Below are 12,510 nucleotides of genomic sequence, written 5' to 3' on the forward strand. Positions count from 1 at the left end.
GCGAAATTCGGTGGTTTCGGCCGTCGGTTTGGCGCTACATTCAGCCGCGATATCCCATGAAAAGCGGCGGCCCGGCATTCCTGATCCTGTTCGCCACGTTGACGGCGACCGCCGGTACCGGCATCTCGATAGTCGCTTTCCCGTGGCTGGCCCTGCAGCACCACGACAGCGCCAAGGACGCGTCCCTCGTCGCCGCCGCCATGACGGTGCCGCTGGTGTTCGCCACGCTGGTCGCCGGGACCGCCGTCGACTTCTTCGGGCGCCGCCGGGTATCTCTGGTGTCCGATTCGCTGTCGTGTTCGGCGGTGGCCGCCGTGCCGCTGACCGCCTGGTTCTTCGGGGCGGCCGCGATCAACGTCGCGGAGTTGGCCGCGCTGGCGTGCTGCGCGGCCGCTTTCGACCCGGCCGGGACGACGGCGCGCCAGTCCATGCTGCCGGAGGCGGCCGCCCGCGCGGGCTGGTCGCTGGACCGCACCAACAGCGTCTACGAGGCGGTGCTCAACCTGGCATACATCCTGGGCCCCGGCATCGGCGGGTTGATGATCGCCGCGGTGGGCGGCATCAACACGATGTGGGTCACGGCCGGGCTGTTCGGGTTGTCCTTCCTGGCGATCGGGGCGCTGCGCCTCGAGGGCATCGGCAGGCCGCACCACGCAACCCGGCCCGACGGCTTGGCGTCCGGCATCGCCGAGGGGCTGCGGTTCGTCTGGAACCTGCGGGTGCTGCGCACGCTCGGCCTGATCGACCTGGCCGTCACCGCCCTCTACCTGCCGATGGAAAGCGTGCTGTTCCCCAAGTACTTCTCCGACCACCACCAACCCGCGCAGTTGGGCTGGGCGCTGATGGCGCTCGGGGTCGGCGGCGTGGCGGGGGCACTCGGCTACGCCGTGCTGTCCAAACGCCTGCGGCGGCGGACGGCCCTGCTGGCCGCGACGCTGACCTTCGGGGCGGCGACGGCCGGCATCGCGTTCCTGCCGCCGCTGCCGGTGATCCTGGCGCTGTGCGGGGTGACCGGCCTGGTGTACGGGCCGATCCAGCCGATCTACAACTACGTGATGCAGACCCGGGCGCCGCATCACCTGCGCGGCCGGGTGGTCGGCGTGATGACGGGGCTGATGTACGCCGCGGGCCCGCTGGGCCTGCTGGTGGCCGGACCGCTGGCCGACGCCGCCGGGCTGAGGGTCACGTTCCTGGCGTTGGCCGTTCCCATTGTGGTGATCGGGGCGGTGTCCTGCGGCCTGCCGTCGCTGCGCGAACTGGACCGCGCGCCGGAGTTGGCGGTCGATTCGGGGCCTTAGGATCGGGGGGTGGACATGTTGGCCAGCCTGATCGCCGACCTGCCCGACGGGATGGTGGTCACCGACCCGACCGTCACCGAGGGCTACCGCCAGGACCGCGCCTTCGACCCGTCGGCGGGCAAGCCGATGGCCGTGGTCCGGCCGCGGCGCACCGAGGAGGTGCAGACCGTGCTGCGCTGGGCCAGCGCCCACCGGGTGCCGGTGGTGACCCGCGGCGCCGGTAGCGGGCTGTCGGGCGGGGCGACCGCGCTGGACGACGGCATCGTGCTGTCGACGGAAAAGATGCGCGACATCGCCGTCGACCCGGTCACGCGCACGGCGGTATGCCAGCCGGGCCTGTTCAACGCCGAGGTGAAGAAGGCCGTCGCCGAGTACGGGCTGTGGTATCCGCCCGACCCGTCGTCGTTCGAGATCTGCAGCATCGGGGGCAACATCGCCACCAACGCCGGCGGGTTGTGTTGCGTGAAGTACGGCGTCACAACCGATTACGTGCTGGGCATGCAGGTGGTGCTGGCCGACGGCACCGCGGTGCGGCTGGGCGGCCCGCGGCTGAAGGACGTCGCGGGGCTGTCGCTGACCAAGCTGTTCGTGGGCAGCGAGGGCACGCTGGGGGTCGTCACGGAGGTGACGCTGCGGCTGCTGCCCGCGCAGAACACGTCGAGCGTGGTGGTGGCGTCGTTCGGTTCGGTCCAGGCCGCCGTCGACGCGGTGCTGGGAACCGTTGCGCGGCTGCGCCCTTCGATGCTGGAGTTCATGGATTCGGTGGCGATCAACGCCGTCGAGGACACCCTGCGCATGGACCTGGATCGCTCGGCGGCCGCGATGCTGGTGGCCGGCTCCGACGAGAGGGGCCGGGCGTCCGGGGAGGACGCCGCGGTGATCGCCGAGGTGTTCGCGGAAAACGGTGCGACCGAGGTCTTTTCGACCGACGACCCGGACGAGGGCGAGGCCTTCATCGCCGCCCGGCGGTTCTGCATCCCCGCGGTCGAGGCCAAGGGCTCACTGCTGCTCGAGGACGTCGGGGTGCCGCTGCCCAGGCTGGGCGAGCTGGTCGGCGGGATCGAGCGCATCGCCGCGAAGCGGGATCTCATGATCTCGGTGATCGCCCACGCGGGCGACGGCAACACCCACCCGCTGATCGTGTACGACCCCGCCGACGCCGCCATGACCGAACGCGCGCATCTGGCGTTCGGCGAGATCATGGACCTTGCCGTCGGTCTGGGCGGCACGATCACCGGTGAACACGGCGTCGGCCGGTTGAAGCGGCCCTGGCTGGACGGCTACCTGGGCCCCGAGGTGATGGAGCTGAACCAGCGCATCAAGCGCGCGCTGGACCCGCTCGGGATCCTCAATCCGGGTGCGGCGATCTAGCCCTTTTCGGCTTTGCGCGTCGAGTGTGCGCTGACGGCTTTGGATGGGAGCTGACGGCGCGATTTCCTGCGTTTTCCGCGCCCTGGACGCACACTCGAAGCCGTCAACGCACACTGAATGAAGCCAGGTGTGACGTGGTGTGACCCGCATCTGGCGCGGTCTTGACAACTCACCACCTTATGTCCTACGAATGAGACATGCCTGCGGTGATGTCTCACGACGCGCCGGTCGCGTTCCGGCTCGCCACCGCCGAGACCTGGCCGGATCCCTGGCCGATGTACCGGGCGCTGCGCGACCGCGACCCCGTGCACCACGTCGTCCCCACCGGGAGACCCGACCAGGATTACTACGTGCTGTCCCGGCACGCCGACGTATGGGCGGCGGCGCGCGACCACGAGACCTTCTCCTCCGCGCAGGGCCTGACCGTCAACTACGGCGACCTGGAAATGATTGGGCTGCAGGATAATCCGCCGTTCGTGATGCAGGATCCGCCGGTGCACACCGAGTTTCGCAAGCTGGTGTCCCGCGGTTTCACGCCGCGACAGGTCGAGGCGGTCGAGCCCAAGGTGCGCGAGTTCGTCGTCGAGCGCATCGAGAGGCTGCGCGCCGACGGCGGCGGCGACATCGTCACCGAGCTGTTCAAACCGCTGCCCTCGATGGTGGTGGCGCACTATCTCGGTGTGCCCGAGCAGGACCGGGCGCAGTTCGACGGCTGGACCGAGACGATCGTCGCGGGAAACACCGCGGACGGCGGGATCGGCGCGGCGCTGGAAACCGTCGGCGAAGCCGTCGGGTCGATGATGGCCTACTTCACCGGGCTCATCGAGCGGCGGCGGACCGAGCCCGAGGACGACACCATCTCGCATCTGGTCGCCGCCGGGGTGGGGGCCGACGGCGACATCGCCGGCACCCTATCCGTGCTGGCGTTCACGTTCACGATGGTCACCGGCGGCAACGACACCGTCACCGGAATGCTCGGTGGCTCAATGCCTTTGCTGCACGAGCGCCCCGACCAGCGGCGGCGCCTGGTCGACGATCCGGGCCTGATTCCCGACGCGGTCGAGGAGCTGCTGCGGCTGACGTCGCCGGTGCAGGGACTGGCGCGAGCGACGACTCGCGACGTGACTCTGCACGACACCACCATCCCGGCGGGCCGCAAGGTTTTGCTGCTGTACGGCTCGGGCAACCGGGACGAGCGCCAATACGGCTCGGGCGCGGGCGAACTCGACGTGACCCGCTGCCGCCGCAACATCCTGACGTTCAGCCACGGCGCGCATCACTGCCTGGGCGCGGCGGCGGCCCGCATGCAGTCCCGGGTGGCGCTGACCGAATTGCTCTCCCGCTGCCCGGATTTCGAGGTCGACGAGTCCGGCATCGTGTGGTCGGGCGGCAGCTATGTGCGCCGGCCGCTGTCGGTGCCGATCCGGGTGAACTCCTGATGGCGACCGATTGGCTGGCCGAGCGTCGCACCGAGGTGGCCGCGGACCGGATACTCGACGCGGCCGGGCAGCTGTGGACAGAACGGGACCAGGCTGCCATCGGCATGAACGAAATCGCCAGGGCCGCAGGCTGTTCCCGCGCTACGCTGTACCGGTACTTCGAGAACCGCGACGCGCTGCGGACCGCCTACGTACACCGGGAGGCCCGCCGGCTCGGCCGCGCGATCGGCGAGCGGATCACCGGCATCGACGACCCTCGCGAACGGCTCGTCGCCAGCATGACGGCCGCCCTGCGGATGGTTCGCGAAAGTCCCGCGCTCGCTTCGTGGTTCGCCGTCAACCGCCCCCCGATCGGCGGAGAGGTGGCCGAACACTCGGAGGTGATCACCGCGCTGGCCGCGGCCTTCGTCGGTTCGCTCGGTCCGGAAGATCCGGCCGTCGTCCAGCGCCGGGCCCGCTGGATGGTGCGGGTGCTCACATCGCTGCTGATGTACCCCGGCCGGGACGAGGCCGACGAACGGGCGATGATCGAGGAGTTCGTCGTCCCGATCGTGACGCCGGTTTCCGCTCGCGGCTAGGCGTGTCCGCCGTCCCACGTCGGCTTCTCGTAGACGAGCCAGCGCATCTCGATCGGGCACACGTCGCGTTCGACGTCGAACACGTCGAGGCCGCTGACCCAGTCGGCGTACCAGTACGTCGGCGGCCAGCAGCCCGGAGGCAGATAGGTGCTCTCGTAGTCATAGACCGAGTCGTCGGCGATCAGATTGAGCGGGAGCAGCGCCACGGCATTCGTCATCTCGTACCAGGTGAAGATCGTGCTGCAGCACTGCTGCCCGAGCTCTCGCGTGGCATCGTCGGGGGTGTAGCCATCACGCGCCAGGAAGGCGTTGAACACCAGGCGTCCGCCGGGAGCCAGGCAACGGGCGGCGAGTTCGAACATGCTGCGCAGCTGGCGCGTCGTCCGGAAGTCCGACACCACCTGCGAGAGCACGATCATCTGATAGTCCCAGCGCAGCTCGTCCGTGGCCGCGAAGACGTCGCGCTCGATGACGCGTACGTCGAGCCCCTCCTGTGCGGCGTCGGCGCGAATCGTCTCGGCGAAGCAGGGCGTCATCTCGACCGCGTCCACCGGGTGGCCGCGCCGCGCCAGGGGCAGGGCGTTGCGCCCCGTTCCGGCGCCGACGTCGAGCACCCGATGGGTCCTGGGGTCGGCCACCTCCCAGGACAGCGCCCACACCCGCGCGTCCGGCTCGAAGCCGAACAGGGGCGGTTGCCGGACGGTGGCCAACGCCTCGTAATAGTCGGCGAGCGTTTGCCATTCGGCCCTGACGTTGTAGTTCAGGGACATCCCGACCGGGCGGTCGTAGGAGATGACGATGCTCGACCGCGGCGAGGCCGCGTAGGCGTCGGTCAATTCGCCCTCCAGCACGGTGCGGAGATGGGCCAGATCTGTTGTGTTGAACCGGACGCCGAGGTCGGCGAAGACGGCCTCACACATGCTGACGTACTCGTCGATCATGCTGGGAACGGCCGGCAGCGTGATCTGCCCGGTGGCCATCGCTCGGCGGTACAGGCGCCGCGCCGACGCCTCGTGCAGCAGTGCGGGGGTGATCGATCTGCGGGGCGAATTGTTCATCAGGTCTCCTACGCAAGGCGATTCGCGTTCCCCCGGCGAGCATGCGCAACCACAGACCGACCAGAGCGACTCAGGAAAAAGGCTAGCGGGCAGGGAAGCCTTGTGTCAGCACTTTTGACGCGGCGCAGCCCGCACGCAACAACGGATCCGTGTCACTCCCCGGGGCGGCGATCGAGCAGCCTGTCACCGCGAAATGTGACGCGTTCGGCGCGCGGCTAGCCATTGGCTCCAGGCGTTCCGGGTGTTCCGTCGACGGTGACGCCGGAGGTGTTGGTCACCGTGGCGGGCCCACCGGGTCCGCCGGGGCCGCCCGGGCCCACACCACCGTTGCCGCCGTTGCCTCCGACGCCACCGAAAGCGGTCGAGTTGGCCGAGATGCCGCCGCTTTGGGCGTAGACGGCGCCCTTCGCGCCGGTGCCGCCGTTACCCCCATTGCCGCCGGCACCGTCGACACCGCCGGCACCACCGTTGCCGCCGGTCGCGCTGCCGTTGATCACCTGGCTGCCCAAGGCGCTGGTGTCGTTGTTAACGGCAACCCATCCGTCACCGCCCGCGCCGCCGTTACCGCCGTTGCCCGCACCACCGGTGCCACCGGTCGCGTCGCCCGTAGCGCTGCCCCACAAACCGGTGACCTGCGCTTGGCCGCCCTTCCCGCCCGTAGCGCCGGCAGCACTGGCCGCGCCGCCGTCACCGCCATGGGCGATGCCGGTGGCCGAACCACCAGTCTCGCCCGCCAACACCAGCCCTTGGTTACCGTTCCCGCCTTGGCCGCCCCCAGAGGCGTCACCGCCTGCGCCGCCGATACCGGTGCCGTTTGCCGTGCCGCCTGTGCCGGTGTAGGGCGCGCCGTGGGGATAGCCCTGCTGAACTGATCCCGTCGCTCCGTTGCCGCCGACGCTGTTGGTGCCGGTGGCGGTGCCGCCGTTGCCACCTTGGCCCGTCCCGCTGGCGACGCCGCCGCCATTCGCGATGATGTCCCCCTGGCCGCCATTACCGCCGACACCCCCGTCGATACCGGCGCCACCGTTGCCGCCGTGCACGATGCCACTGGCCTGGCTGTTCGGTCCGAAGGTGACGATGGCGCTCAGCAGCGCGCCGTTGCCGCCCGTGCCGGTACCGGTGGCATTGCCTCCGTCGCCGCCTGTGGCGGTCCCGCTCGCGAAGCTGTTTGACGCCGTGGCCAGGATCTCACCGGCGCCACCGCTGCCGCCCTGGCCTCCGGCCGCGGTGGTGGTGCCGTCACCGCCGTGGCCGCCGGCACCACCGGTGGCCGTGCCGCTGGCGACGCCACCGTTGGAACCCTGGACGACGGCGCCGCCGCCGCCACCGCCACCGCCACCTCCGTAGCCGGCCAGAGCGCTGGTGCCCGCGGCCCCTGCGCCTCCGGCGCCGACGGCGCCGGAGGTCGCGCCGGTACCGATCTGGGCACCGGTCCCGCCGGCGCCGCCATGGCCCCCGGCGCCGAACGCGCCGCCCTGGGTGCCGTTACCGCCCATGCCGCCGGCACCGCCGGCGCCGCCGTTCTGCGCCAACTCGCCGCCGGCCACGAGGCCGTTGCCGGTACCGCCCTGACCGCCGACACCGCCCTGGCCGCCGGCACCGCCATCGATGCCGCCGACGCCGACGCCGCCGTTGCCACCGGTCCCGCCGTCACCACCCTGGGCGGCGTAGAACGCGGTGCCTCCACCGGCGCCGGTTCCGCCCGTGCCGCCGGTGCCGCCGGTGCCGCCGTGCCCGACGCTGCCGCCGCTGCCGCCGGTGCCGGCCGCCGCACCGGCACCGCCGTTACCACCGGTGCCGCCCCCACCGCCAATGCCGTTGTTGACCGCGAACGTTGAATCGCCGGCGCCGCCCTGGCCGCCCTGGCCGCCCTGGCCGCCCTGACCGCCGGAACCGTTGACGCCGCCAGCGCCGGAGTTACCACCCATCCCGCCGTTGCCGCCGTTGCCACCGGTGAAACCGGTGCCGCCCGCCGCGGCCGCCACATCCCCCGTCCCGCCGTTGCCGCCGACGCCGCCGTTACCGCCGTTTCCGGCGGCACCCGCCGCTCCGCCGATGCCGAATAACGCCGCGGCCCCACCGGCGCCGCCATGGCCCGCATTACCACCGGCCGCGCCGTTGCCACCGGTGCCGACGGTCGCTCCGGCGCCGATGCCGCCGGTACCGCCGTCACCGCCCTGCCCGCCGTTGCCGCCCACACCGCCGGCGCCGCCGAAGCCGAAGGCACTGGAGCTGCTACCACCGGCACCGCCGGCACCGCCGACACCGCCCGGCGTGCCGCTGACTCCGGTGACGCCCGGCGCCGGCGCGGCCGCGTCGGTCCCGTTGTAGCCGTTTCCGCCGGTCCCGCCGGCACCACCGTGCCCCGCGGCGAAGCCGAATGCCTGGCTCGCACCGCCGACGCCACCGTCGCCGCCGTGACCGCCCGGCAATGTGGCGGTGCCGGCGCCGCCGAGGCCGCCCATACCGCCGGCCCCACCGAACCCGGCGAACAACCCGCCGGCGCCGCCGTTACCGCCGAGCCCGCCGGTCCCGCCGGGGCCGCCCATCCCGCCGGCCCCACCCATGCCGCCATTGCCGAACAGGCCGGCGGCACCGCCGGCCCCACCGGGCCCTCCGGTCTGCCCGGGCAGGGTGCCGTTAACTCCCGACCCGCCGTTGCCGCCGTTGCCGATCAACAGGCCGCCGGGGCCACCGGCCTGCCCGGTCCCGGGCGCGCCATCGGCGCCGTTACCGATCAGCGGACGCCCGGTCGCCGCGGCGGCGGGGGCGTTGATCGCACCCAGAATGTCCTGCTGCAGCGTCTGCAGCGGCGAGGCGTTGGCGGCCTCGGTGGCCGCATACGCCAGCCCTCCGCCGTTCAGCGCCTGCACGAACTGACTGTGAAACTGCGCCGCCTGCGCGCCCAGCGCCTGGAACTCCTGGCCGACGTTGCCGAACAGCGCCGAAACCGCCGCCGACACCTCATCCTGAGCGGCCGTCGCGATCTGCGTCGTCGAGCCCGCCGCCGCCGCGTGGGCTTGCTGGATCGACGATCCGAGATTGGTCAGGCTCGCGGTCGCCGCGGCCAGGTTTTCAGGAACGGTGAAGACGAAGGACGACATGGGTTGCTCCTGTCACAGACGGCTCGTTCGGCTATCGGTGGTCAGAGGAGACCCGAAGTCCTCAGATCAGCTCGGGACATTACGCCCGGCCCGTTGGGAATGTCGACGAAAATATCCAATCTCGATTGGATCAATTCAGCGGGCCCCGGCCGCGGGCTGAGCTCAGTCGCGCACGCGGGTGAAGCGGTGCAGCAGCCAGGCCAACGGGATGGTGATGACCATCGTCGCGACGAACAGGTACAGCATCGGGCCGGTGTAGACGTGGGCCCGGACGATGTAGACCATCGCGAACTCCATGGTGATGAGATGGATCAGGAAGATCTCGTAGGAGATCTCACCCAGCCACACCATCGGCCGGGTCGCCAGCAGCCGCGAGTACAGCCCCTGGTCGCCCAACGCCAGCGGCGCCACCGCGAGCGTGGCGATCACGGCGTAGAACACCGTCTTGACCACCGCCTCGCTCACCGTGGCGGGCGACGTCGTCGGCGCGCCGGCGATCGGCGTGGAGACGATGAAGTAACAGATGACCGCCAGCGGTATCGCCATGAACGCGTAGCAGCGCACGCCCATCGCCTGCAGCACCGTCAGCGCCATGCCGCCCAGGAACCAGCACAGGTAGGTGGGCAGCCACAGCCGGGCGCCGTCCGGAAACCAATGGTCGACATGCACCAGGACCAGCCATCCCGGGCTGATCAGCGCCATCGCGGCCAGCGCGGCGAGCACCAGTCTTGGCCGCCACTGCCGGCGGGAGATGAGCACCAGCAGCAGGTAGGCAAGCAGCGGCAGCGAGACGTAGAAGGCGGCCTCGACGGCCAGGCTCCACATCTGGGTCAGGCCCTGGTGCAGGTATTTGCCCAGGTAGCCGTTGCAATAGATCTGGGTCAGCGTGAGGTTGCGAATCAGTCCCAGCCAGGTATGCCCGGGGTTGGGTCCGGCCTGGCGGAAGTGGTAGAGCACGTAGGCGAACAGCACGGTGATGACGTATGCGGGCATGATGCGCCGAACCCGGTGGTACGCATAGCGATTCAGCGACGGCGGCGGGCCGCCGGTGGCCGCCGACTTCACCCACGGGCGAAACAGCAGGAACCCCGACAGCACGAAGAAGATCGGCACCCCGATCTCGAGGCGGGCCCCGACCAGCCCCCAGTAGCCGTGCGTGTACTTGCCGGTGGTGTAGGCCGCGTGGGTGCCGACGACGAGCAGGGCGGCGACGGCGCGGATTCCGGTAAGCGACGCGACGCGGTCCACGTGGGAGGTCTGCTCGAGCCCGCCCTGGGCGTCTTGCTCCTCGGACAGCGTCATCCGGCGTGTCTCTTGCGCGGCTTGGCCTTATTCGGTGACCGGTCCGGCCGAAGGTCGATCAGCACGCCCGAGATCCGGGTCTGCTCAAGCTTTTTGAGCGTCGCCCGCGGCAGTTTGGCCGGCAGCTCCACCAGCGAGAAATCCGGCCCGATGGCGATGTGGCCGAAGTCGCTGCGGTGCAGGCCGCCCTCGTTGGCGATGGCGCCGACGATCGCGCCGGGTCCGATCTTGTGCCGCTTGCCCACCGAGATCCGGTAGGTGGCGAAGTTCTTTGGCTGCCTTGATCTTTCGTGAGGCCTTTCGGGACGTTCCCGGCGCTCGCGCCGTTCGGGGAGCGGTTCCGGCGCCATCAGGAACGCCTCACCGTCGCGGGACTGCACCGCCAGCGCCGCGGCGATGTCGGCCATCGGAACGTCGTGCTCGCGTTCGTAGTCCTGCACCAGCTTGCGGAACAGGTCGATTCCCGAGGCACTGAGGGCATCGGTGATGGAATCGGCGAACTTGGCGACGCGTTGGGCGTTGACGTCCTCGACCGTCGGGAGTTCGGCCTCGGTGAGCGTTTGCCGCGTCGCCTTCTCGATCGCCTTGAGCAGGTGGCGCTCGCGCGGGGACACGAACAACACCGCGGTCCCCGAACGTCCGGCCCGGCCGGTGCGCCCGATGCGGTGCACGTAGGACTCGGTGTCGTGCGGGATGTCGTAGTTGAGCACATGCGAGATGCGTTCGACGTCAAGGCCCCTGGCCGCCACGTCGGTGGCGACCAGGATGTCGATGCCGCCGTCCTTGAGCGCCGCGATGGTGCGCTCGCGTTGCGCCTGAGGGATGTCGCCGTTGATGGCGGCCGCGGAAAAGCCTCGGGCCCTCAACTTTTCGGCGACCTCCTCGGTGGCCTGCTTGGTGCGGACGAAGACGATCATCGCCTCGAACGGCTCCACCTCGAGGACCCGGGTGAGCGCGTCCATCTTCCGCGGGCCCGCGACCTGGATGTAGCGCTGCGAAATGTTCTCGGCGGTGGCGGTTTTCGCTTTTGCCGTGATCTCGACGGGATCGTGCAGGTACTTCTTGGTGAGCTTGCGGATCGCCGGCGGCATGGTCGCCGAGAACAGCGCCACCTGTTTGAATTCCGGCGTTTCGGACAGGATGCGCTCGACGTCCTCCGCGAAGCCCATGGTGAGCATCTCGTCGGCCTCGTCGAGCACCAGGTAGTCGACGTGGGACAGGTCTAGGGTGCCTCTCTCGAGGTGGTCGATGACCCGGCCGGGGGTGCCGACCACCACCTGCGCGCCGCGCCGCAGCCCGGCCAGCTGCACGCCGTAGGACGACCCGCCGTAGATCGGCAGCACGTGGATCTGCGGCAGGTGCGCGCCGTAGCGGCTGAACGCCTCGGCCACCTGCAGGGCCAGCTCGCGGGTGGGCGCCAGCACCAGTGCCTGGGTCGCGGTGCTCTTGACGTCGATCTTGGACAGGATCGGGATCGCGAACGCCGCCGTCTTGCCGGTGCCGGTCTGCGCCAGCCCCACGACGTCGGAACCGGCCATCAGCGGCGGGATCGTCGCCGCCTGGATGGCCGTCGGTGACTCGTAGCCGACGTCGGCGGTCGCCCGCAGGACCGCAGGGTGAATCTGCAGGTCGGCGAACGTGGGAGAGGCAGCCTCGGGCGGGCTGTCGGGGAGGGTCATCGCACCTTGGAGTGTAGTGGGTGGCCGCCCACCGAGTGGTGGAGCACGCGGCCACGCCTGCCGCACCCGCGGGCCCGATAACGGTACGGTTTGGCGATGTGTGTTCGCTGACTTATCGCGCGCTGACGGGCGTGGTCGTCGTCGTGTCCGTCTCCTCGGCTTTGACCGCCTGCGGTTCCGGGGATTCCACCGTCGCCAAGACGCCCCAGGCGACGACGACGAGCGAGACGGCGTCGATCACGGCCCCCGCCACACCGAGCCCGGCCGCCGCCCCGCCCGCCACGAGCGCGGCGCCGGCCGACCCGTGCGCGGTCAACCTGGCCTCGCCCACGATCGCGAAGGTGGTCTCGGAGCTGCCGCGCGATCCGCGCAGTCAGCAGTCCTGGAATCCCGAGCCGCTGGCCGGCAACTACAACGAGTGCGCTCAACTGTCGGCGGTGATCATCAAGGCCAACACGAACGCCGGGAATCCCTCCACCCGGGCGGTGCTCTTTCATCTCGGCCAGTTCATCCCGCAGGGAGTCCCAGACACCTACGGGTTCAACGGGATTGACGCCGCACAAACCACCGGCGACACGGTCGCGCTGACCTACCCGAGCGGCATCGGCCTGGCCACCACCGTGAAGTTCCGGTGGAACGGCAACGGGGTCGAGCTGATCGGCAACGCCCCGGGCCGCTGAG

Annotated in this window: 9 protein-coding genes; 5 read left to right on the forward strand and 4 right to left on the reverse strand. The window is 70.5% G+C overall.

Annotated elements, in window-relative coordinates:
• The first annotated feature begins 56 nt into the window (after nucleotides 1-56).
• From A5705_RS13265 to A5705_RS13280, 4 genes are all read left to right on the forward strand, one after another.
• Nucleotides 57-1,298: an MFS transporter gene (locus A5705_RS13265; protein WP_068278075.1), complete on the forward strand. Its 1,242-nt coding sequence runs from the start codon at nucleotides 57-59 to the stop codon at nucleotides 1,296-1,298.
• Between the two features lie 15 nt (nucleotides 1,299-1,313).
• The gene (locus tag A5705_RS13270) at nucleotides 1,314-2,669 is read left to right on the forward strand and encodes an FAD-binding oxidoreductase (RefSeq protein ID WP_068278073.1); all 1,356 of its coding nucleotides are present in this window, start codon (nucleotides 1,314-1,316) and stop codon (nucleotides 2,667-2,669) included.
• Nucleotides 2,670-2,866: 197 nt separating this feature from the next.
• Entirely contained in the window at nucleotides 2,867-4,108 is a 1,242-nt protein-coding gene (locus tag A5705_RS13275; protein WP_197521266.1) for a cytochrome P450, read from the forward strand.
• Complete coding sequence (locus A5705_RS13280; protein ID WP_231982428.1) at nucleotides 4,105-4,686, forward strand: TetR/AcrR family transcriptional regulator; 582 nt, start codon at nucleotides 4,105-4,107, stop codon at nucleotides 4,684-4,686. The genes A5705_RS13275 and A5705_RS13280 overlap by 4 nt, the downstream gene beginning before the upstream one ends.
• Here A5705_RS13280 and A5705_RS13285 read toward each other — a convergent pair.
• The 4 genes from A5705_RS13285 to A5705_RS13300 all read right to left on the reverse strand — a co-directional run bounded on the left by A5705_RS13285 (nucleotide 4,683) and on the right by A5705_RS13300 (nucleotide 11,829).
• Entirely contained in the window at nucleotides 4,683-5,744 is a 1,062-nt protein-coding gene (locus A5705_RS13285; RefSeq protein WP_068278016.1) for a bifunctional 2-polyprenyl-6-hydroxyphenol methylase/3-demethylubiquinol 3-O-methyltransferase UbiG, read from the reverse strand. The two genes, A5705_RS13280 and A5705_RS13285, sit on opposite strands and share 4 nt — an antisense overlap.
• A gap of 215 nt (nucleotides 5,745-5,959) precedes the next feature.
• A complete protein-coding gene (locus A5705_RS28530; protein ID WP_068278018.1) occupies nucleotides 5,960-8,848 on the reverse strand; it encodes a PE family protein in 2,889 nt (962 codons plus the stop codon).
• Between the two features lie 162 nt (nucleotides 8,849-9,010).
• On the reverse strand, nucleotides 9,011-10,150 hold the full coding sequence (locus A5705_RS13295; RefSeq protein ID WP_068278021.1) for an acyltransferase: 1,140 nt from the start codon (nucleotides 10,148-10,150) through the stop codon (nucleotides 9,011-9,013).
• Nucleotides 10,147-11,829, reverse strand: a complete 1,683-nt coding sequence (locus tag A5705_RS13300) for a DEAD/DEAH box helicase (RefSeq protein WP_068278023.1) — start codon at nucleotides 11,827-11,829, stop codon at nucleotides 10,147-10,149. The genes A5705_RS13295 and A5705_RS13300 overlap by 4 nt, the downstream gene beginning before the upstream one ends.
• Nucleotides 11,830-11,936: 107 nt before the next feature.
• On the opposite strand from A5705_RS13300, the gene A5705_RS13305 reads away from it, so the two are divergent.
• On the forward strand, nucleotides 11,937-12,509 hold the full coding sequence (locus A5705_RS13305) for an LppP/LprE family lipoprotein (RefSeq protein WP_369829599.1): 573 nt from the start codon (nucleotides 11,937-11,939) through the stop codon (nucleotides 12,507-12,509).
• Nucleotide 12,510: the final 1 nt, after the last annotated feature.

It is taken from the genome of Mycobacterium sp. E787 (assembly GCF_001668725.1).
Taxonomy (GTDB): Bacteria; Actinomycetota; Actinomycetes; order Mycobacteriales; family Mycobacteriaceae; genus Mycobacterium.

Excerpts from the sequence above, each read along its gene's own strand:
- A5705_RS28530 (WP_068278018.1), bottom strand. The coding sequence starts at position 8,848 with ATGTCGTCCTTCGTCTTCACCGTTCCTGAAAACCTGGCCGCGGCGACC.
- A5705_RS13265 (WP_068278075.1), top strand. The coding sequence starts at position 57 with ATGAAAAGCGGCGGCCCGGCATTCCTGATCCTGTTCGCCACGTTGACG.
- A5705_RS13270 (WP_068278073.1), top strand. The coding sequence starts at position 1,314 with ATGTTGGCCAGCCTGATCGCCGACCTGCCCGACGGGATGGTGGTCACC.
- A5705_RS13295 (WP_068278021.1), bottom strand. The coding sequence starts at position 10,150 with ATGACGCTGTCCGAGGAGCAAGACGCCCAGGGCGGGCTCGAGCAGACC.
- A5705_RS13300 (WP_068278023.1), bottom strand. The coding sequence starts at position 11,829 with ATGACCCTCCCCGACAGCCCGCCCGAGGCTGCCTCTCCCACGTTCGCC.
- A5705_RS13275 (WP_197521266.1), top strand. The coding sequence starts at position 2,867 with ATGCCTGCGGTGATGTCTCACGACGCGCCGGTCGCGTTCCGGCTCGCC.
- A5705_RS13285 (WP_068278016.1), bottom strand. The coding sequence starts at position 5,744 with ATGAACAATTCGCCCCGCAGATCGATCACCCCCGCACTGCTGCACGAG.